Source organism: Streptomyces gilvus, assembly GCF_022513565.1.
In the GTDB taxonomy this organism is placed as follows: domain Bacteria; phylum Actinomycetota; class Actinomycetes; order Streptomycetales; family Streptomycetaceae; genus Streptomyces; species Streptomyces gilvus.
The window spans coordinates 137,452-158,250 of record NZ_JAKWBE010000017.1; the positions used below are offsets into that span (position 1 = coordinate 137,452).

Below are 20,799 nucleotides of genomic sequence, written 5' to 3' on the forward strand. Positions count from 1 at the left end.
CTTGCCCCAATCTCGGATAGCGCGGCCCGTAAGCCGCTCCTTCGTTCCCCGCTGGACGTGAGACCTGTCAGGACCGGACAGTCCCAACGCCGCCGACCGTCCCGTCGAAGACCAGTTCATCTCATCGGTCGCTGTACGGCAGCGATAGGTGCCTGATGGACTGTCACGCACGGCTGTCCACCGGCTGTCCACCGAGAGCCTTGGCGCGACCCTGACCCATCCCTCTCAAGCAGATAGAAGACCGGGTCAGAGGCTCAAAGCTGGATTCTCGTTACAGAAGCGGCACCTCTGACCTACGCATTACGATGCACAGACCACAGGTGACCGATTCACCCGGATCCCAAGGTCAACGAAAGAGAAAAACCCCAGGTCAAAGGCCTAACCTGGGGTTCACCATGGAGCCGCCTTCGGGATTCGAACCCGAGACCTACGCATTACGAGTGCGTTGCTCTGGCCATCTGAGCTAAGGCGGCGCGCCGTCCGCACTATGGTGCGATCAGCAACGTCGGTAAGTCTACACAGTTTCGGGGGGTGCTCCGACCACGCCCCGGGGCAGGCGCTCCCGGGGCGGGCGGCGGGGCTATGAGCAGCGTTTTCCCTGCGGCGGAGGGGTGCCGTCGAGCAGGTAGGTGTCGATCGCGGAGTCGATGCAGTCGCTGCCGCGGCCGTACGCGGTGTGGCCGTCGCCCACGTAGGTGAGCAGGCGGGCCGAGGAGAGCTGGCGGGAGAGGGACTGTGCCCAGCGGTACGGGGTCGCCGGGTCGCGGGTGGTGCCGACCACGACGATCGGCGCCGCACCCTTCGCCTCGATGCGGTGCGGCTCACCCGTGGCTCTGACCGGCCAGTACGCGCAGTTCAGGGAGGCCCAGGCAAGGCCCTCGCCGAAGACCGGGGAGGCCTTCTCGAAGGCGGGGAGCGCCTTTTCGACCTGGTCGGGAGAGGAGAAGGCAGGGGGCAGGTCCAGGCAGTTCACGGCCGCGTTGGCGAACATCAGGTTCGAGTAACGGCCCTCGGCGTCGCGCTCGTAGTAGCTGTCGGACAGGACCAGCAGGCCCGCGCCGTCGTTCTCCTTCATCGCCGACGTCAGGGCCTCACGCAGCTGGCCCCACGAGCCCTCGTCGTACATCGCCGCGATGACGCCGGTGGTGGCGAGGGCCTCGCCGAGCTTGCGGCCGGCCGCGTCGCCGGTGGGGATGGGGTGGGCGTCCAGCTTCTTGAAGAACGCGCTGAGGTTGTCGCCGACCTGCGCCGGCGTGGTGCCCCTGGTGCCGAGCGGACAGTCCGGCTGCCGTACGCAGTCCTTCGCGAAGGACTGGAACGCCGTCTCGAAACCGGCCGTCTGGTCCAGGTTCATCCGGCGGGCGGACAGGGAGGGGTCCATCGCGCCGTCCAGCACCAGCCGGCCCACCCGCTCCGGGAACAGCCCGGCGTACGTCGCCCCGAGGAACGTCCCGTACGACGCCCCGACGTACGTCAGTTTCCGGTCCCCCAGGACCGCGCGCAGGATGTCCATGTCCCGGGCCGCCTCCACCGTGGACACGTGCCGCAGCAGGTCCGCCGAGTGCGCCCCGCACCCCTCGGCGAAGTTCTTGTAGGCGTCGACGAGTTCGTCGGTCTCCTTCCTGTCGTCGGGTGTCGTGTCCGTCTGCGTGAAGGCGTCCATCCGGCGCCCGCTCAGGCATTCGACGGGCTCGCTGCGGGCGACCCCGCGCGGATCGACCGCGACCATGTCGTACCGGGCCCGCACCTCCGCCGGATAGCCGACGCCCGCGTACTGCTCCAGGTAGCCGATCGCCGAGCCGCCCGGCCCACCCGGGTTCACCAGCAGCGACCCCAGCGGGCGGCCCTTGCCCGTGGCCTTCTTGCGGGCGACGGCGAGCCGTACGTCCCCCGCGCCCGGCTTGGCGTAGTCGAGCGGCGCCTTCATCGTGGCGCACTGGAAGCCGGGCACCCCGCAGCTGCGCCAGCTCAGCTTCTGTTCGTAGTACGGCGCCAGGGCGGACGGCGTCGACTGCGGCAGCGCGGCCAGGGCCGCATCGGCGGCGCCGCCCGCGCTGGTCGTCGTACTACCGGAGGAGCAGGCGGAGACGAGCAGGGCGGCGGTGGCGAGGAGAGAGGCGGCGGCGGTTCGGGGCCGGCGGGGACGGGGGCTGCGCCTGATGTACATCTGGCGAGCCTAACCGTGCGCAGCCGCGCGGACGCCGTGCGTGCGCGTCGTGCCTCGTACGAGTTACATGGTCAACCTCCGTTGATCGGCCGTGGGGTCGTTGCCGCGCGGTGTTCGGTGGTCAGCCCGCTCTGAGGGCCATCGTCATCGCCTCCACCGCGAGCAGCGGGGCAACATTGCGGTCGAGGGCGTCGCGGCAGGCGGCGATCGCCTCGATGCGGCGCAGGGTCGACTCCGGGGAGCTGCCGCGGGCCAGACGCTCCAGGGCGTCCTCGGCATCCGCGTTCGCAAGCGCCACGCGCGTGCCGAGCTGCAGGGCCAGGACGTCCCGGTAGAACGCGGTGAGGTCGGTCAGGGCGAGGTCGAGGCTGTCGCGCTGGGTTCTTGTCCGGCGCCGCTTCTGCTTGTCCTCCAGGTCCTTCATCACGCCCGCCGTTCCGCGCGGCATCCGGCCGCCCTGAGCCGCGCCCAGTGCCGCCTTCAGCTCCTCGGTCTCCTTGCCGTCCATCTCCTCGGCGAGCTGCTTGGCGTCCTCGGCGGCCGCGTCCACCAGCTCCTGGGCGGCCTTCAACGCGCCGCCGATCTCCTCGACCCGCAGCGGCAGCTTCAGCACGGCGGCACGGCGCTCACGGGCCGCCGGGTCGGTGGCCAGCCGGCGGGCCCGGTCGACGTGCCCCTGGGTGGCGCGGGCCGCCGCGGCGGCGACGGCCGGCTCCACGCCCTCGCGCCCTACGAGCATGTCGGCGACCGCGTCCACCGACGGCGTCAGCAGGTTCAGGTGCCGGCAGCGGGAGCGGATGGTGGGCAGGACGTCCTCGATGGAGGGCGCGCACAGCAGCCAGACCGTGCGCGGGGCGGGTTCCTCGACCGCCTTCAGGACGGCGTTGGCCGACTTCTCGTTCAGCCGCTCGGCGTCCTCGACGAGGATGATCTGCCAGCGGCCGTTCGCCGGCGAGGTGAACGACTTCCGTACGGTGTCCCGCATGTCCTCGGCGAGGATCTGCGAGCCGACGGCGGCGACGCTGGTGACGTCCGCGTGCGTGCCGACCAGGGCCGTGTGGCATCCGTCGCAGAACCCGCAGCCCGGTGATCCGCCGAGCGCGCGGTCGGGCGACACGCACTGCAGCGCGGCGGCGAACGCCCGCGCCGCCTGGTTCCGCCCGGCCCCCGGGGGCCCGGTGAACAACCAGGCGTGCGTCATCTTCGACGCCTCGGGCGGAGGCGCGTCAGTGGCGGCCGCGGTGACGAGCGCGTCGGCGTCCCGAGCGGCGGCGTCCAGCTGCTCGGCCACCTTCTCCTGGCCCACGAGGTCATCCCAGACCGTCATGCGTCCCCCGCCCTTTCACCACGGTTCGTGTTGCGGGTTCCATTGTGCGGGGCGGCACTGACAACGGGCGCCGAGTGTCCGGGGAGGCGGTCACGACGGGCCGCCGAGTGCGCCGCCAGATACAGCGCCCCCGGCCGCGGCGCCTGCCCCGCGCACAGGCCCTGGCGTCGGAGTGACCCAGCATGCAAGGGGACACACCCAGGGCCCGGGGAGCCGAGCGCGCAGAGAGCACTCACACCGCGTGGACGAGCGAGCAGGAACCACTCACCCCGCAGGTTGCAGAGCGCGCGCAGATGCACTGCCGGCACGTGTGGCCAAGTGGGAGGCTCAGCACCCTGCCCACGGCGTCGGCCCCGCCCCGGACCCTCCGTACTCGTCCTCGTGCCGCCCGAGCGGGAACGCTCAGCGTCCCCGGCCGCGGCGCCTGCCCCGGCCCTGGTCCTCGTCGTAATCATCTTGGTGCGGCCCGAGCAGCTCGTCGGCCAGTGACGGCAGGTCGTCGAGCGGTGTCTCTTCGGCCCAGTCCGACCGGGTCCGGCGCCGAGGCGCCCCCTCCGCGTCGACCTGGGGCATCTCCCGCGTACGCTCCTCGCCGCCGTCCGGCCGCGCACCTCCCGCCCGCTCGTCCCGGAAGTACCCCGGCGGCACCCGGTCCGCGGGCCCTTCCTCGCGCACCGGCGGCAACACCGCCGTCTCGTCAGCGGCACCCGGCACCACGGGCGGCAGCACCGCCGTCTCGTCCGCCGCACCCGGCACCACAGGCGGCAGCACCGCCGTCTCATCCGTCGCGCCGGTCGGTGCCGGCGGCTGCGGCAGCTTCGTCGTCACCTCGGAGTCCGATTCGCCGACGGACCGCTTACGGCCCCGGCCCGCGGCGTCGGCGTCCCCGGCGTCGTCCTCCCGTACCGGCCGCAGCACGGCCGTCTCCTCGGCCGGTCCGCCCGAGGCGTTCGTCGGCGTCACCACCGGTGTCGGCACGGTCGAGGCCTCCGGCGCGACCGCGGGCGCCGTCGGCTGCCTGGGCCCCGCCTCCGCGGCGGCCGCGGCCTGCTCGGCGAGCCGGCGTGCCTCCTCGGCCCGCAGCAGCGCCTCCTCGGCCTTGCGCTGCTTCTCCAGCCGAAGCGCCTCCGCCTCGGCCCGCAGCCGTGCCTCCTCCTCGGCCTGCTTGCGCCGCCGCTCCTCCTCCGCCTTGCGGCGGGCCTCCTCCTCGGCGCGTGCCTTCTCCTCGGCGAGCAGCCGCTGCCGCTCCTCCTCCGCGCGCCGGGCGGCCTCCTCGGCCCGTCGCCGGGCCTCCTCCGCCTGCCGTTCGGCCTCGCGCCGCTGCGCCTCCTCCAGCTCGCGCCGCTTGCGCTCCTCCTCCTCGGCGCGCAGCTTGGCGAGCTGCTCCTGGCGCTCACGCTCCAGCCGCTCCTCCTCGGCCTTGCGGGCGGCCTCCTCCTCGGCCTTGCGGCGGGCCTCCTCCTCGGCGGCCTTGCGGGCCTCCTCCTGCTCCCGGATCTCCTGCTCGGACAGCGGCAGCATCTGGTCGAGCCGGTGCCGTACGACGGTGGTGACGGCCTCGGGCTCCTGGCCCGCGTCCACCACGAGGTAGCGGCCGGGGTCGGCGGCGGCCAGCGTGAGGAAACCGGAGCGCACGCGTGCGTGGAACTCGGCGGGCTCCGACTCCAGCCGGTCCGGCGCCTCGGTGAACCGCTCGCGGGCGATCTCGGGGGAGATGTCCAGCAGGACGGTCAGATGCGGTACGAGGCCGTCGGTCGCCCAGCGGTTGATGCGGGCTATCTCGGTCGGGGACAGGTCGCGGCCCGCCCCCTGGTAGGCCACCGAGGAGTCGATGTAGCGGTCGGAGATGACCACGGCGCCGCGCTCCAGCGCCGGCCGCACCACCGTGTCCACGTGCTCCGCGCGGTCCGCCGCGTACAGCAGGGCCTCCGCGCGGTGCGAGAGCCCGGCGCTGGAGACGTCCAGCAGGATCGACCGCAGCCGCTTGCCCACCGGCGTGGCGCCCGGCTCGCGGGTCACGACGACCTCGTGGCCCTTGGCCCGGATCCACTCGGCGAGCGCCTCGGCCTGGGTGGACTTGCCGGCGCCGTCGCCGCCCTCCAGGGCGATGAAGAAACCGTTCGCGGCGGGTGCCGTCACCGGGTCGTCGCCGCCGCGCAGCGCGTCCCGCAGGTCGTGCCGCAGCGGGACCCCGGAGCGGTCGTCGACCTTGGCCAGCACCAGTGCGGCCACCGGCAGCAGCAGCGCGCCGACCAGCATCAGGGTGAAGGCGGCGCCGCCGTGCGCGAAGACGAACCTGCCGTTCTCCAGGCGGTGCGGCCCGATCCCCGCCGCCACGACCGGGGCGATGACCGCGGCGAGCGCCACGGAGACGCGGACGACGGCGTGCAGGTGCTCGGTCATGCGGGCGCGCCGGTGGTCCTCGGCCTCCTGGTCGAGCAGGGTGTGCCCGGTGTTGGCGGCCACGCCCGCGCCGATGCCGGCCAGGGCGAGGATGAGCAGGACGGTCGTCACGTCCGGTACGAGACCCGCGGCCAGCAGCGCGACGCCGGTGAAGGCGATGGCCAGCGCGAGCAGCCGGCGCCGCGACAGCGACACCAGCACCTTGGGCGCCGTACGGATGCCGACGACGACTCCGCCGGTCAGGGCGAGCACCAGCAGGCCGTAGAGCACCGGGCCGCCGTGCAGGTCCTTGGCGTGCAGCACCGTCACGGCGACGGCCGCGGAGACCGCTCCGGCGACGGCGGCGCAGGCGAGCACCAGCAGCGGGACGGCGCCCGTGCGGCCCGTGTCGACGCCCTCGCCGGTGCGCGGGCGGCGCAGTCCCTCGAGCGGGGAACGCGCGCGTGGGGTGCGCGTGGCCGGCAGCTCCAGGTAGGTCAGCACGGACAGGGACGCGGCGAACAGGCCCGCCGCCACGTACGAGGCGAGGGCCGCCTGGTGCTGGGCGAACCAGGCGATCCCGGAACCCAGCAGGTTGTTGAGCAGTCCGGCGACGACGAGCACGGCGGCCGCGAGCGGGATCGCCACGAAGGCCGTGCGCAGCGCCAGCCGGCGCAGGGCGTCCATGTGGTCCGGCAGCGGCCGTACCGTCGCGCCCTCCAGCGGCGGGGCCGGCAGCAGAGCGGGCGCGGCGCTCTCGCGGGAGACGGTCCAGAAGCGCTCGGCGACGCCGGTGACGAACGCGGTGACCAGAAGGATCGCCAACGCGTTGTCCGGCGTCCAGTCGATCCACAGGGGCGCGACGATGAGCGCGAGGACCCGGACGGCGTCGGCGCCGACCATCGTCCAGCGGCGGTCGAGCGGACCCTCCTGCGAAGTGAGCGAAGTCAGCGGGCCGAGCAGGACCGCTCCGAAGAGCAGCGTCGCCAGGATGCGCACTCCGAAAACGGTCGCCACTGCGAACGCCACGCCCCGGTAGTTCCCCCCGAAGGAGCCTTCGCTGATCGCCGCCTGGAGGGCGAGCAGGACCAGCACGAGGAGGGCGAGGGCGTCGCCGACCGACCCCACGAGGTGGGCGCTCCACAGCCGCTTCAGCTGGGGCTGGCGCAGCAGGGCGCGGACGGCGCGCTCGCGGGAGTCCGCGACAAGGGCGTCGTCGGGGGCCGGGTGGTGGGCCGTTGGCTGCTCGGCTCGCGTCATGCTTTCAGCCTATCGGGACCGACTGACAGCCCGGGGGGCGCGGCCGCACGTGCGCACGCCCCGACACCAAAGCGATACCGGGGCGTTCGTTTCGCGAACGAGGGGTGAAGGACCCGGCCGTGACCTGGCGGGTCCCGAACGCCCTTACTCCTCCGCGGACTTGGATGCCGTGGCCTTCTTCGCCGCGGTCTTGGCGGTCGTCTTCTTCGCGGCCGTCGTCGTCTTCTTCGCCGCGGTCTTCTTGGCGGCCGTCGTCTTCTTGGCCGGGGCCGCCTTCTTCGCGGGAGCCTTCTTCGCCGTCTTCTTGGCGGGGCCCTTGGCCCGCTTCTCGGCGAGGAGTTCGAAGCCGCGCTCGGGGGTGATGGTCTCGACGCTGTCGCCGGAGCGCAGGGTCGCGTTGGTCTCCCCGTCGGTGACGTACGGCCCGAAGCGGCCGTCCTTCACCACCACGGGCTTCTCGCTGACCGGGTCGGTGCCCAGCTCCTTCAGCGGCGGCTTGGCGGCGGCCCGGCCGCGCTGCTTGGGCTGGGAGTAGATCTGCAGCGCCTCTTCGAGGGTGATCGTGAAGAGCTGCTCCTCCGACTGCAGCGAGCGCGAGTCCGTGCCCTTCTTCAGGTACGGCCCGTAGCGGCCGTTCTGCGCGGTGATCTCCTGGCCCTCGGCGTCGGTGCCGACGACCCTCGGCAGGGACATCAGCCGCAGCGCGTCCTCGAGGGTCACCGTGTCCAGCGACATCGACTTGAACAGCGAGGCCGTACGCGGCTTCACGGCGTTCTTGCCGGTCTTCGGGGTGCCCTCGGGGAGCACCTCGGTGACGTACGGGCCGTAGCGGCCGTCCCGGGCGATGATCTGGTGGCCCGTCTTCGGGTCGGCGCCGAGCTCGAAGTCGCCGCTCGGCTTGGCGAGCAGCTCCTCCGCGAGCTCGACGGACAGCTCGTCGGGGGCCAGGTCCTCGGGCACGTCCGCCCGCTGGTGGCCCTCGGAGTCCTTCTCGCCGCGCTCGATGTACGGGCCGTAGCGCCCGACGCGGAGCACGATGCCGTTGCCCACCGGGAACGACGACACCTCGCGCGCGTCGATCGCGCCCAGGTCGGTCACCAGCTCCTTGAGGCCGCCGAGGTGGTCCCCGTCGCCGTTGCCGGCGTCGGCCGCGCCGCCCTCGCCGCCGCCCTCGCCGAAGTAGAAGCGCTTCAGCCACGGCACGGACTGCGCCTGCCCGGCGGCGATCCGGTCGAGGTCGTCCTCCATGCGGGCGGTGAAGTCGTAGTCGACGAGCCGCCCGAAGTGCTTCTCCAGAAGGTTGACGACGGCGAAGGACAGGAAGGAGGGGACGAGTGCCGTGCCCTTCTTGAAGACGTAGCCGCGGTCGAGGATCGTGCCGATGATCGACGCGTACGTCGACGGGCGGCCGATCTCGCGCTCTTCGAGCTCCTTGACCAGGCTGGCCTCGGTGTAGCGGGCCGGGGGCTTGGTGGCGTGGCCGTCGACCGTGATCTCCTCGGCGGTGAGCCGGTCGCCCTCGGCGACCTGCGGCAGCCGCCGCTCGCGGTCGTCCAGCTCGGCGTTCGGGTCGTCGGCGCCCTCGACGTAGGCCTTCAGGAAGCCGTGGAAGGTGATCGTCTTGCCGGACGCGCTGAACTCGACGTCCCGGCCGTCGGCGGCCGTGCCACCGATCTTCACGGTCACGCTGTTGCCGGTCGCGTCCTTCATCTGGGAGGCGACGGTCCGCTTCCAGATCAGCTCGTAGAGCTTGAACTGGTCGCCGGTCAGGCCGGTCTCGGCGGGCGTGCGGAAACGATCACCCGAGGGGCGGATCGCCTCGTGCGCCTCCTGCGCGTTCTTGACCTTGGCGGCGTACGTCCGCGGGCTCGACGGCAGGTAGTCGGCACCGTAGAGCTGGGTGACCTGGGCGCGGGCCGCGGCCACGGCGGTGTCGCTCAGCGTCGTGGAGTCCGTACGCATGTAGGTGATGAAGCCGTTCTCGTACAGCTTCTGGGCCACCTGCATGGTCGCCTTCGCGCCGAAGCCGAGCTTGCGGGAGGCTTCCTGCTGCAGCGTCGTCGTACGGAACGGGGCGTACGGCGAGCGGCGGTACGGCTTCGACTCGACCGAGCGGACGGCGAACCGCGTCTGCTCCAGGGCGGCGGCCAGCGCGCGGGCGTTCGCCTCGTCGAGGTGGAGGACCTGCTCGCTCTTGAGTTGTCCCAGGGAGTCGAAGTCGCGGCCCTGCGCGACCCGCCTGCCGTCGACGGTCTGCAGGCGGGCGACCAGCGACGACGGGTCCGAGGGGTCCCCCGCGCGGCCGGTCGCGAAGGTGCCCGTCAGGTCCCAGTACTCAGCCGAACGAAAAGCGATGCGCTCGCGTTCCCGCTCGACCACGAGCCGGGTGGCGACGGACTGGACCCGGCCCGCCGACAGGCGCGGCATGACCTTCTTCCACAGGACCGGTGAGACCTCGTAGCCGTAGAGACGGTCGAGGATGCGGCGGGTCTCCTGGGCGTCGACGAGCTTCTGGTTGAGCTGGCGCGGGTTGGCGACGGCGGCCTGGATCGCGGACTTGGTGATCTCGTGGAAGACCATCCGCTTGACCGGGACCTTGGGCTTGAGCACCTCCTGCAGGTGCCAGGCGATGGCCTCGCCCTCGCGGTCCTCATCGGTGGCGAGGTAGAGCTCGTCGGAGTCCTTCAGCAGATCCTTGAGCTTCTTGACCTGGGCCCGCTTGTCGGCGTTGACGACATAGATCGGCTCGAAGTCGTGCTCGACGTCCACACCGAGGCGGCGGACCTCGCCGGTGTACTTCTCGGGCACCTCGGCGGCGCCGTTGGGGAGGTCGCGGATGTGCCCGACGCTCGCCTCGACGACGTAACCAGGGCCGAGGTAGCCCTTGATCGTCTTCGCCTTGGCAGGCGACTCGACGATGACGAGTCGGCGGCCGCCGTGTGCGGTCTCGCTGGTCGGGGACAACTTCGCTCTTCTCTCCGGTCGACGCTGGGCCTCCCCAGGCGTTCCTCCCGGGGTCGTGTCATGGTGACGCTGCGGAGTGTGACGGTACATCCCGCCCCCGTGTCAAACGGGAAAAGCCCGCAACGGCCACTCGAACGGTAACCCGAGTCGCGCCATTCCTGCCGCACGGAGTGGTCAGCGGCGTTCGGGCAGCGCGCGGAACGTCACGTACCGGTCACTCCCGGCCATCCCCCTGCCGCTTCGGAGATCGCGTCGTCAGACGCTTGCGAGGCACCGGACGCCCAGGGCGAGCGCGCCCGCGCCGGCGATGGCGGCGAGGGCCGCGGATGCGACCGGGCTCACACCGAGGGCGACGGGCCGCCGGTGGCGCAGCCGGACGGCGACCCAGGCCAGCAGGGCGGCTCCGAACAGGGCGAACACCGTGCCGGTGAAGATCGCCGGACCGCTCTCCATGGTGGGTCCCTCCCGTGCCGTGCCGTGCGGGGGTGCAGGACCCGGACGTTCGCAGCGACGGAAGACGCGCGGGCGAACCGTGGGTGAATGCCAGGGGTCCGGACCATCATGCGTTGCCCAAACGGGACGGTCACGCCGAGCCGGACGGCGGCCGGGATCAGATGTCCGGTCGACTTCTGCCCTCGGCGCGTTCCGTCGTGCGCCGGGTGACCAGGTCGACTCGAACTCGTCGGTGCGGAGCTTCTCCGCGTTCTTGGTCCCCGTGCCGCCCGCGCCCGGCGTCCGGCCTCCGGATCAGCCGCTACCGGCCCGCCCGTCACTCCACCGGCTCGAGGAACCCCTGTTCCACCAGCAGCCTGATCTGCGCCGGTGTCCGGTCGCGCAGCAACACCGGGTCCTCGCCGACCAGTTGGGCGATGGCGTCCAGGATGCGGCCGGCGCTCAGCGAGCCGTCGCACACGCCCGCGAAGCCCGCGCCGACCGTGTCCACCTTGGTGGCGCGGCGCATGCCCCGGTGCTGGCGCAGCACGACGTGATCCGGGTCCTCGGCGCCGGGCAGCCCCACCTGTTCCTGGACGACCTCGGTGACGAGCCTGAAGTGCCCCTCCAGCAGGGCCGCGTCGTCGTGCGAGCGCAGGTAGTCGAGGCGGTCGAAGTGCGTCCGCACCGCCTCTCCGAGCGGCTGCTCGACCGAATGCGGCCACTCCTCCACCGTGATGGAGGGCACGGCGGCGCCCGTCCTGCGCAGCGTGATCCAGCCGAAGCCGACGGCCTTCACCTTGCGCGCCTCGAACTCGTCCAGCCACGCGTCGTACCGCGCCTGGTACTCGGCCGGGTCGCCCCGATGGTCACCGGCGTCCCGGAGCCACAACTCGGCGTACTGCGTGACGTCCTGCGTCTCGCGCTGCACGATCCACGCGTCGCAGCCGCGCGGGACCCACGACCTGAGCCTGTCCTGCCAGTCCTCCCCCTCCACGTGCTGCCAGTTGGCGAGGAACTGCGCGAACCCGCCCTCGTTCAAACGGTCCCCCGCACCCTGAACGAGCGAGCGGCACAGATCGTCCCCGCCCATCCCGCCGTCCCGGTACGTCAGCCGCGCGCCGGGCGAGATGACGAAAGGCGGGTTGGAGACGATCAGGTCGTAGGTCTCGTCGTCCCGCACCGGCTCGTACAGCGAGCCCTCGCGCAGATCGGCCGCGGGGGCGCCGGACAGGGCCAGGGTGAGCGCGGTGATGTGCAACGCGCGCGGGTTGAGGTCGGTCGCCGTCACGCGCGTGGCGTGCCGGGAGGCGTGCAGCGCCTGGATGCCGGACCCCGTGCCGAGGTCCAGGGCGCTGGAGACGGGCGTACGGACGGTGATGCCGGCCAGGGTCGTGGAGGCGCCGCCGACGCCGAGGACGACGCCCTCCTCGCGGCTGCCGATGCCGCCGGCGCCGCCGACGGCACAGCCCAGGTCGGACACGATGAACCAGTCCTCGCCGTCGGGCCCGCCGTACGGCCGTACGTCCACGGTCGCGGCCACCTCGTCCGCGCCCGCCGGGACGAGCCACCCGCTCTCCAGACAGGCGTCGAGCGGCAGAACGGCCTCCACGCGCGCGTGCGGCACGGGCTGCTGCAGCAGGAACAGCCGTACGAGCACCTCGAGCGGGGTGTCCCCGCGCGTCGCCCGCAGCGCCGGCACGGTCTCGCTGCGCGCCAGCGCCGCGTACGCGGGAGCGCCGAGCAGGTCGAGCAGGCCGTCGGCGGTGAAGGAGGCCCCGAGCAGGGCGTCCCGCAGCCGGGTGGCGACGTCGGGACGGTCGGAGGCGGGCAGGGCGGGCAGACCGGAGATACTCACGCCCCCATTGTGGCGGGCAGCGGTGACCGTCCGCAGCCCCGGCTCAGCTCGCCGTCGCCGCCGAGGAGGGCGTCGCCGAGGCCGCCTTGCAGCTCTCCTGCTTCGCCATCGCCTTGCCGACCTCGCCCTCCTCGAGTGTCTTCAGCGCGTCGTTCCCGCTCTGGCTCAGCTTGTCCAGTGAGGTCGCGATGCCCTTGAGCCCGTCGGCGAACTTGGCCTGGTCCTTGGTCTCGAGCTTGTCGACCTGCGCCTTCAGCGAGGCGTAGGACGCGGAGATGTCGTTGAGTTCCTTGACCGCGTCCTGCTGCTTCTTCGCCCCGTCGTCGACGTTCGGCGCCCCGGCGTTCTGGACCGCGGCCCCGATCGCCTTGTACGCGTCGGACATGTCCTGGAAGGCCTGCGCGTCGGTCTGCTGGACCTGCTCCGGCGTGCTGTTGTCCGAGGTCTCCTTCTGGATCGCGGCGTTGGCGGCCTCGATCTTCTTGGCCTGCGGCTGTACGCCGTCGCAGACCTGCTTGGCCCAGGAGTCCAGCTTGTCGTTCTTGTCGCTGCTGCCGCATCCCGACAGCGCCAGTACCAGTACCGTACCGCCGGACAGTGCGGCCGCGAGCTTCTTGTTCACCGGTTTGGTCCCTTCCATGGCTCTCGGCCCCGGAACATACACGCCACACAGACGGCGACCCCATGCCGAGCGTCCACTAGAGACCCTTTTGGATCCGTTTGCACCAGGCGAGAGAAGGCTCACCATGAGCCTGCACACAGCAGGGCGCACAGCCGAGGGCGGGCGGTCGACGCGTCAACACGCGTCTCCCGCCCGCCCCTTGCAGCGGACCGTCGTAAGACCGCCTACGAAACCACCGCGGGATCCGTCGAGTTGGCCACTCGATCCGACTTGCCCTCCTCGTCGCCCACGGCGATGCCGCGCCGCTTGGAGATGTAGACCGCCGTGACGATGACGAGCAGGGAGAGGATCGCGATCAGGATCCGCACCCCGATGTTCTTGTCGTCGCCGTAGGAGAACTTGATCACCGCCGGGGCGATGAGCAGCGACACCAGGTTCATCACCTTCAGCAGCGGGTTGATCGCCGGACCCGCGGTGTCCTTGAAGGGGTCGCCCACCGTGTCGCCGATGACCGTGGCCGCGTGGGCCTCGCTGCCCTTGCCGCCGTGGTGGCCGTCCTCGACGAGTTTCTTGGCGTTGTCCCAGGCGCCACCGGAGTTGGCGAGGAACACCGCCATCAGCGTGCCCGCGCCGATCGCGCCCGCGAGGTAGGAGCCGAGCGCGCCGACTCCGAGCGTGAACCCGATGAAGATGGGCGCCATCACGGCGAGCAGACCGGGCGTGGCCAGCTCCCGCAGGGCGTCCTTGGTGCAGATGTCGACGACCTTGCCGTACTCGGGCTTCTCCGTGAAGTCCATGATCCCGGGCTTCTCACGGAACTGCCGCCGCACCTCGTAGACCACCGAGCCCGCCGACCGCGACACCGCGTTGATCGCCAGCCCCGAGAAGAGGAAGACGACCGCCGCGCCCGCGATGAGGCCGACGAGGTTGTTGGGCTGCGAGATGTCCAGGGACAGGCTCAGCGGGGCGCCCTTGCCGGTCAGCTTCTCGCCCACGTCCTGAACGTTCGTGGTGATCGCGTCCCGGTACGACCCGAAGAGCGCCGACGCCGCCAGGACGGCGGTGGCGATGGCGATGCCCTTGGTGATGGCCTTCGTCGTGTTGCCGACGGCGTCCAGGTTGGTGAGCACCTGGGCGCCGGCGCCCTCGACGTCGCCGGACATCTCGGCGATGCCCTGCGCGTTGTCGGAGACCGGGCCGAAGGTGTCCATGGCGACGATCACGCCGACCGTGGTGAGCAGACCGGTGCCGGCCAGCGCCACCGCGAACAGCGCGAGCATGATCGACGTACCGCCGAGCAGGAAGGCCCCGTAGACGCTGAGGCCGATCAGCAGGGCGGTGTAGACGGCCGACTCCAGACCCACCGAGATACCGGCGAGGACGACGGTGGCCGGGCCGGTCAGCGAGGTCTTGCCGATGTCCATGACAGGGCGGCGGTTGGTCTCGGTGAAGTAGCCGGTCAGCTGCTGGATCACGGCCGCCAGCAGGATGCCGATCGCCACCGCGACGAGCGCGAGGATGCGCGGGTCGCCGTCCTTGGCCCGGATCGCCGCGTCGCTGATGCCGTCGAGGTCGCTGTACTTCGCCGGGAGATAGATGAAGACGGCCGCCGCCACCAGACCGAGCGAGATCACCGCGGAGATGAAGAAGCCCCGGTTGATCGCGGACATGCCGCTGCGGTCGGCCCGGCGCGGGGCGACCGCGAAGATGCCGATCATGGCCGTGATCACGCCGATGGCCGGCACGATCAGCGGGAAGGCGAGCCCGGAGTCGCCGAAGGCCGCCTTGCCGAGGATCAGCGCGGCGACCAGCGTCACGGCGTACGACTCGAAGAGGTCGGCCGCCATGCCGGCGCAGTCGCCGACGTTGTCGCCCACGTTGTCGGCGATGGTCGCGGCATTGCGCGGGTCGTCCTCCGGAATGCCCTGCTCGACCTTGCCTACCAGGTCGGCGCCGACGTCGGCGGCCTTGGTGAAGATGCCGCCGCCGACACGCATGAACATGGCGATCAGAGCGGCCCCGAGGCCGAAGCCCTCGAGCACCTTCGGCGCGTCGGCCGCGTACACCAGCACCACACAGGAGGCGCCCAGCAGACCGAGCCCCACCGTGAACATGCCGACGACGCCGCCCGTGCGGAAAGCGATCTTCATGGCTTTGTGCGAGACGGTGGTGAGATCCTTTTCCGGCTCACCCTCCGCCGGGGTCGCTTCCCGGGCCGCCGCGGCAACACGCACATTGCTGCGCACCGCCAGCCACATGCCGATATAACCGGTGGCCGCCGAGAACGCGGCGCCGATCAAGAAGAACACCGATCGGCCTGCGCGCTGATTCCAGTCGTCCGCGGGCAGCAGCATGAGCAGGAAGAACACGACGACGGCGAATACGCCGAGCGTGCGCAGCTGGCGTCCCAGATAGGCGTTGGCGCCTTCCTGGACCGCTTCCGCGATCTTCTTCATGCTGTCGGTGCCCTCGCCCGCGGCCAGCACCTGGCGCACCAGGATGCCCGCGACCACGAGCGCGGCCAGCGCGACGACCCCGATGACCGTCACGATGATCCGGTTGTCGTCGGTGAGCACCGCGGCTGCGAGGGTTGTGGGGTGGTCCAACTGATGAGGGGTAGAAAGCCCCGCCATTCGTCCTCCTTGACGCTTGGGCTGAGCTCAAGATGTGGACGGATTCTAGGTACCCCGACCTGATCAAAACAGAGCACGGGAAACGGAATTAACCTTCACCTGCCCCTCAGCAAATGATCGACGTCACGCCATGGAACCCGAAAGAGGTAACGCCCCAAAGGCATTGACGGCCGCATTGCCGCTTGATCGAATTATCAGCTCATTGATCGTGAATTAATTCACGAATTCCAAGGGCTGATCGGAAAAGCAGAAAGGGCCCTGCTCAGCAGGGCCCTTCCGGCGGTCTTCAGGTGGTCTTCGGGTGGTTCGACGGTGGGGTCAGGGGAGTACCGCGACCGGCGGAGTGGTCGGCCAGGTCATCCGGATCGACCCGCCGTTCTCCCCAGCGGTGACCTCCACGTCGTCGACGAGGCCGCTGATGACCGCGAGGCCCATCTCGTCCTCCTCGGCCTCCACGTCGTCACCCAGGGACCCGGGTGCCCGGTCGCCGGGCGCCGAGCGCGGGGCCTCGTCACCGACCTCGATGGAGAACTGCTTCTCCTCCTCGATCAGCTTCACCTGCACCGGCGTGGTGATGCCGGCGCTCTGGTGCAGTCCGACGGCACGGGAACAGGCCTCGCCGACGGCGAGCCTGACCTCGTCGAGGACGGCCTCGTCCACTCCGGCCCTGCGCGCCACCGCTGCCGCCACCAGTCGGGCGGTCCTGACGTGCTCGGGCAGCGCGCTGAAGCGGAGTTCAACGGTGGCCATGCGTCCCCCTCGGAACTACGGGCGTGCTGTGGGGGGACCGGGCCGCCGAAAGCCCGGACCCCCTGTCGGTACATCTTCCGTCCCGGGAGCGGACCCTTCCCGCTCCATGGGGCGGTGGTCAGTCGGTCGCCGCCACCGCTTCCTCGACCGAGGTGTGGATCGGGAACACCTTGGTGAGGCCGGTGATGCGGAAGATCTTCAGAATGCGCTCCTGGTTGCAGACCAGGCGCAGCGAGCCCTCATGGGCTCGTACCCGCTTCAGGCCGCCGACCAGCACGCCGAGCCCGGTGGAGTCGAGGAAGTCGACGCCCTCCATGTCAACGACGAGGTGGAAACTCCCGTCGTTCACCAGCTCGACCAGCTGCTCGCGCAGCTTGGGCGCGGTATATACGTCGATTTCGCCACCGACCTCGACGACCGTACGATCGCCGACGGTACGGGTCGACAGGGACAGGTCCACGGATCCTCCAGCACCTTGCTATCGAGCGGTCGCCCGTTGGGCACCTCGGCTTCAGCCCCCGGAACGGTTCGCCAGCCGCGATGGCATTCAATCACTTACCGGCAGGCGTGCACGACGCCTTGGTCCCATTGTCCGTCACGCCAGTGACACACTCGGTGCCGATGGCCAAGAATCACCGATCCGATCGATCCCCGACGGACCCCGTCTCCCGGCTCTCGCCGGGCACGGTCCTGGACCGGCTCGCCTCCGGGCCGAGCCGGGCTTCGCGCATCACTCATACGGAGCACTTGCCCCCGCGCGAGGGTCGGCATGCCGTCTGGCCTGACCGGATTCGTTCGGAGGTCGTCGCGGCCGTGCAGGCCTGCGGCATCGAACACCCCTGGGCCCACCAGGCGATCGCCGCCGAGCACGCCCTGGACGGCGACTCGGTGGTGGTCGCCACGGGCACGGCGTCCGGCAAGTCCCTGGCGTATCTCGTACCGGTCCTCTCGACCCTCCTGGACGGCTCCGAGGCCCCGAACGGCCGCGGTGCCACCACCCTCTACCTGGCCCCCACCAAGGCGCTCGCGGCCGACCAGTGCCGATCAGTGAAGGAACTTTCACATCCTCTGGGAAATGCGGTGCGCCCCGCGGTCTACGACGGCGACACGCCGTTCGAGGAGCGCGAGTGGATCCGCCAGTACGCCAACTACGTCCTGACCAATCCGGACATGCTGCACCGCGGGATACTCCCCTCCCACCCCCGCTGGTCCTCCTTCCTGAAGTCGCTGAAGTACGTCGTCATCGACGAGTGCCACACCTACCGGGGCGTGTTCGGCTCCCACGTCGCCCAGGTGCTGCGCCGGCTGCGCCGCCTCTGCGCCCGCTACGGATCCTCTCCGGTCTTCCTCCTCGCCTCCGCCACCGCCGCCGAGCCCGCGGTCGCCGCCCGCCGCCTCACCGGCCTCCCGGTCGTCGAGGTCGCCGACGACGCCTCCCCGCGCGGCGAGCTGCTGTTCGCCCTCTGGGAGCCGCCGCTCACCGAGCTGCAGGGCGAGAAGGGCGCCCCGGTCCGCCGTACCGCCACCGCCGAGACCGCCGACCTGCTCACCGACCTCGCCGTGCAGGGCGTGCGCTCGGTCGCCTTCGTCCGCTCCCGGCGCGGCGCCGAGCTGATCTCGGTCATCGCCCAGGAGCGTCTCGCCGAGGTCGACCGCTCCCTCGCCCGGCGTGTCGCGGCCTACCGCGGCGGCTACCTCCCGGAGGAACGCCGCGCCCTGGAACAGGCCCTCCACTCCGGCGAGCTGCTGGGCCTCGCCGCGACGACCGCCCTCGAACTCGGCATCGACGTCTCGGGCCTGGACGCCGTGGTGATCGCCGGCTACCCGGGCACGCGCGCGTCCCTGTGGCAGCAGGCGGGCCGCGCCGGTCGCGCCGGGCAGGGCGCGCTGGCCGTCCTGGTGGCCCGCGACGACCCCCTGGACACCTTCCTCGTCCACCACCCCGAGGCCCTCTTCGACCAGCCGGTGGAATCCACGGTCCTCGATCCCGACAACCCGTACGTCCTCGCCCCGCACCTGTGCGCGGCCGCGGCGGAGATGCCCCTGACCGACGAGGACCTGGACCTCTTCGGCCCCGAGACCGAGGGCCTGCTGCCCCAGCTGGAGGCCGCGAAGCTCCTGCGCCGCCGTACGAAGGCCTGGCACTGGACCCGCCGGGAACGGGCCGCCGACCTCACCGACATCCGCGGCGAGGGCGGACGCCCGGTCCAGATCGTCGAAGCCGGCACGGGCCGTCTGCTGGGCACCGTGGACGCGGGCGCGGCGCACACGACCGTGCACGAGGGCGCGGTCCATCTCCACCAGGGCCGCACCTACCTCGTCCGCTCCCTCGACCTGGAGGACTCCGTCGCCCTGGTCTCGGAGGCGAACCCGCCCTACTCGACGGTCGCCCGGGACACGACCTCCATCGCCGTCCTGGAGACCGACACCGAGATCCCCTGGGGCGCGGGCCGCCTGTGCTACGGCTCCGTCGAGGTCACCAACCAGGTCGTCTCCTTCCTCCGCCGGCGTCTGATCACCGGCGAGGTCCTGGGCGAGACGAAACTCGACCTCCCTCCTCGTACGCTGCGCACGCGCGCGGTGTGGTGGACGGTCACCGAGGACCAGCTCGACGAGGCCCGCATCAACCCCGAGATCCTCGGCGGCGCCCTGCACGCCGCCGAACACGCGTCGATCGGCATGCTGCCCCTCTTCGCGACCTGCGACCGCTGGGACATCGGCGGCGTGTCGATCCCCCTCCACCCCGACACGCTCCTGCCGACGGTCTTCGTGTACGACGGCCACCCCGGCGGTGCGGGCTTCGCCGAGCGCGCCTTCCACACCGCCCACACCTGGCTCACCGCCACCCGCCAGGCCATCGCCTCCTGCGAGTGCGACGCCGGCTGCCCGTCCTGCATCCAGTCCCCCAAGTGCGGCAACGGCAACGACCCACTCCACAAGAGGGGCGCGGTACGACTCCTCACGACGCTGCTACGGGGGGCACCGGAGGAGAAGCCGGGGGATGGGGTAGCGGGTGCGGCGGAGGGTGGAGTGGTGGGGGTGCCGGAGGGTGGGGGCTTGGAGTCCGGGCGGTCGGGGTGACGCCCGAAGGGGGCTGGAGCTCGGCCGGTCGGGGTGACGCCGGCGGATTCGGTCACCGGCGTGGCGCGGGAACGCGGCCTGGCGAGCGGGCCGTCGGCGTGACGGCAGCGGGTTCGGTCACCGGGGTGACGCCGGTTGGGCGGGGCCGGGTTCCGGAAGCGGCGGCTGTGGCGGAGCCCGTGGTGCCGGTGGAGAGGCCGATGCCGCGTTCGGCTCCGCAGGACCTGCCCGTGCCCTGACCTCCGCGGCGAACGGGCCCGTTCCCGAAGCCGCCGTCACGTCCGAGATCTCGCCCACGATCACACACCGCACGAGCCGCACGCCCTGTGCTCTGGCCACCCGGTCGGCCCGGGCGCAGGCCGCCGCACCGCCGTCCGCCCAGTGATCGGCTGCGGCGAGCGCCGCCAGATCCGCGCCACCGGCCGCCCGGTGCCGGACCACGACGGCCTGCCCCAGGGCGAGCACTACCCCGAACACCACACACAGCACGGCGATGGCACCGACGCTCCAGACGGTGGCGGATCCACGGTCGTCATGCCGACGGCCACGGAAGTCACGGTCACCGCGCCCGCCCCCGGCTGAGCTGCCGCAGGAGCGCCGCCCAACCGTCGGCCCGCGCCTCGGCTCCCGTACGGCCGCCGCGTCCCGCCGACGTCGAGCGAACGCGCCGGTCACGGCCCCCTCACCCCCACCGTCTCCTCCGCCGACGCCACGGCCTCCTCGCGTACCTCGAAGGGCAGCCCGTGCAGCGCCGGCGGCTTCGCCACGACGGTGACGCGGACCTGGTCGCCTTCCCGGCTGACCGTGACCGACGCGCCGCGCGGGGCGGCTTCGCGGGCCACTTCGACGACCGCGTCGGCCGGGTCCTGACGGGCGGCCGCCCGCGCCCCCGTGCGCGCCGCGTCCACGCACTGGATCTGCGCGGCGACCACGAGCAGTCCCCACACCAGCGCCATCGCGAACATCACCAGCACGGGCAGCACCACGGCCGACTCCGCCGTCACGAACCCACGGTCCGCGTCCCGCCGTTCACGTCCGCGCATCGAGCGCCCGCTTCACGATGGCCTGCAGCTCCGCGCTGACCGCCCCGCTCGTCACCACCTTGTAGAGGACCACCGCGAACGCCACCGCCGCCACGATCCCCATCGCGTACTCGGAGGTCACCATTCCCGAGTCCTTCCGTACCGCACGCACCCTGCACACCAGGGCGCGCAGCCGCGCCCGTACCGCCTTGCACATCTCAACCCCCGTGAGGTTCGTTCCTGTTGCTCGATTGCTTGATTGCTGTTGCTGGATTGCTCAGCTGCTTGATTGCTCCACTGC

14 protein-coding genes and 1 tRNA gene are annotated in these 20,799 nt (G+C 71.6%); 1 reads left to right on the forward strand and 14 read right to left on the reverse strand.

The window, feature by feature from the left end; translation table 11 throughout:
* Window positions 1–396 precede the first annotated feature (396 nt).
* The 11 genes from MKW14_RS25410 to bldG form a co-directional block, all read right to left on the reverse strand.
* Window positions 397–473, reverse strand: a tRNA-Thr gene (locus MKW14_RS25410).
* A 107-nt stretch (window positions 474–580) separates the two neighbouring features.
* On the reverse strand, window positions 581–2,167 hold the full coding sequence (locus tag MKW14_RS25415; protein WP_240865610.1) for an alpha/beta hydrolase: 1,587 nt from the start codon (window positions 2,165–2,167) through the stop codon (window positions 581–583).
* A 121-nt stretch (window positions 2,168–2,288) separates the two neighbouring features.
* Window positions 2,289–3,494 carry a DNA polymerase III subunit delta' gene (locus tag MKW14_RS25420; protein WP_240865612.1) on the reverse strand — a complete coding sequence of 402 codons (1,206 nt, stop codon included), beginning with the start codon at window positions 3,492–3,494 and terminating at the stop codon, window positions 2,289–2,291.
* Window positions 3,495–3,896: 402 nt separating this feature from the next.
* Window positions 3,897–7,136 carry a dTMP kinase gene (tmk, locus tag MKW14_RS25425; RefSeq protein ID WP_240865615.1) on the reverse strand — a complete coding sequence of 1,080 codons (3,240 nt, stop codon included), beginning with the start codon at window positions 7,134–7,136 and terminating at the stop codon, window positions 3,897–3,899.
* 144 nt (window positions 7,137–7,280) lie between these two features.
* On the reverse strand, window positions 7,281–10,100 hold the full coding sequence (gene topA / locus MKW14_RS25430) for a type I DNA topoisomerase (RefSeq protein WP_240865617.1): 2,820 nt from the start codon (window positions 10,098–10,100) through the stop codon (window positions 7,281–7,283).
* A gap of 255 nt (window positions 10,101–10,355) precedes the next feature.
* Window positions 10,356–10,553: a hypothetical protein gene (locus MKW14_RS25435; protein WP_240865619.1), complete on the reverse strand. Its 198-nt coding sequence runs from the start codon at window positions 10,551–10,553 to the stop codon at window positions 10,356–10,358.
* A gap of 316 nt (window positions 10,554–10,869) precedes the next feature.
* Window positions 10,870–12,390: a DUF7059 domain-containing protein gene (locus tag MKW14_RS25440; protein WP_240865621.1), complete on the reverse strand. Its 1,521-nt coding sequence runs from the start codon at window positions 12,388–12,390 to the stop codon at window positions 10,870–10,872.
* 43 nt (window positions 12,391–12,433) lie between these two features.
* Window positions 12,434–13,030, reverse strand: a complete 597-nt coding sequence (locus MKW14_RS25445) for a small secreted protein (RefSeq protein ID WP_240865622.1) — start codon at window positions 13,028–13,030, stop codon at window positions 12,434–12,436.
* Window positions 13,031–13,236: 206 nt separating this feature from the next.
* Complete coding sequence (locus MKW14_RS25450; protein WP_240865624.1) at window positions 13,237–15,645, reverse strand: sodium-translocating pyrophosphatase; 2,409 nt, start codon at window positions 15,643–15,645, stop codon at window positions 13,237–13,239.
* Between the two features lie 318 nt (window positions 15,646–15,963).
* Window positions 15,964–16,395, reverse strand: a complete 432-nt coding sequence (locus MKW14_RS25455) for an ATP-binding protein (protein WP_240865626.1) — start codon at window positions 16,393–16,395, stop codon at window positions 15,964–15,966.
* Between the two features lie 118 nt (window positions 16,396–16,513).
* Complete coding sequence (gene bldG / locus MKW14_RS25460) at window positions 16,514–16,855, reverse strand: anti-sigma factor antagonist BldG (protein WP_003975386.1); 342 nt, start codon at window positions 16,853–16,855, stop codon at window positions 16,514–16,516.
* Between the two features lie 80 nt (window positions 16,856–16,935).
* On the opposite strand from bldG, the gene MKW14_RS25465 reads away from it, so the two are divergent.
* On the forward strand, window positions 16,936–19,476 hold the full coding sequence (locus tag MKW14_RS25465) for a DEAD/DEAH box helicase (RefSeq protein WP_240865629.1): 2,541 nt from the start codon (window positions 16,936–16,938) through the stop codon (window positions 19,474–19,476).
* Window positions 19,477–19,593: 117 nt separating this feature from the next.
* On the opposite strand, the gene MKW14_RS25470 is transcribed toward MKW14_RS25465, so the two are convergent.
* The 3 genes from MKW14_RS25470 to MKW14_RS25480 all read right to left on the reverse strand — a co-directional run bounded on the left by MKW14_RS25470 (window position 19,594) and on the right by MKW14_RS25480 (window position 20,715).
* A complete protein-coding gene (locus MKW14_RS25470; RefSeq protein ID WP_240865677.1) occupies window positions 19,594–19,971 on the reverse strand; it encodes an Rv3654c family TadE-like protein in 378 nt (125 codons plus the stop codon).
* Between the two features lie 176 nt (window positions 19,972–20,147).
* Window positions 20,148–20,519 (reverse strand): TadE family type IV pilus minor pilin, encoded by a 372-nt coding sequence (locus MKW14_RS25475; protein WP_240865631.1) that lies wholly within the window; start codon window positions 20,517–20,519, stop codon window positions 20,148–20,150.
* Window positions 20,506–20,715 (reverse strand): DUF4244 domain-containing protein, encoded by a 210-nt coding sequence (locus MKW14_RS25480; RefSeq protein ID WP_240865633.1) that lies wholly within the window; start codon window positions 20,713–20,715, stop codon window positions 20,506–20,508. Before MKW14_RS25480 ends, MKW14_RS25475 begins: the two co-directional genes overlap by 14 nt.
* Between the last annotated feature and the right edge of the window lie 84 nt (window positions 20,716–20,799).

Excerpts from the sequence above, each read along its gene's own strand:
- MKW14_RS25420 (WP_240865612.1), bottom strand. The coding sequence starts at position 3,494 with ATGACGGTCTGGGATGACCTCGTGGGCCAGGAGAAGGTGGCCGAGCAG.
- MKW14_RS25480 (WP_240865633.1), bottom strand. The coding sequence starts at position 20,715 with ATGTGCAAGGCGGTACGGGCGCGGCTGCGCGCCCTGGTGTGCAGGGTG.
- MKW14_RS25450 (WP_240865624.1), bottom strand. The coding sequence starts at position 15,645 with ATGGCGGGGCTTTCTACCCCTCATCAGTTGGACCACCCCACAACCCTC.
- MKW14_RS25465 (WP_240865629.1), top strand. The coding sequence starts at position 16,936 with ATGGCATTCAATCACTTACCGGCAGGCGTGCACGACGCCTTGGTCCCA.
- MKW14_RS25475 (WP_240865631.1), bottom strand. The coding sequence starts at position 20,519 with ATGCGCGGACGTGAACGGCGGGACGCGGACCGTGGGTTCGTGACGGCG.
- MKW14_RS25435 (WP_240865619.1), bottom strand. The coding sequence starts at position 10,553 with ATGGAGAGCGGTCCGGCGATCTTCACCGGCACGGTGTTCGCCCTGTTC.
- MKW14_RS25445 (WP_240865622.1), bottom strand. The coding sequence starts at position 13,030 with ATGGAAGGGACCAAACCGGTGAACAAGAAGCTCGCGGCCGCACTGTCC.
- tmk (WP_240865615.1), bottom strand. The coding sequence starts at position 7,136 with ATGACGCGAGCCGAGCAGCCAACGGCCCACCACCCGGCCCCCGACGAC.
- MKW14_RS25415 (WP_240865610.1), bottom strand. The coding sequence starts at position 2,167 with ATGTACATCAGGCGCAGCCCCCGTCCCCGCCGGCCCCGAACCGCCGCC.
- MKW14_RS25455 (WP_240865626.1), bottom strand. The coding sequence starts at position 16,395 with ATGGCCACCGTTGAACTCCGCTTCAGCGCGCTGCCCGAGCACGTCAGG.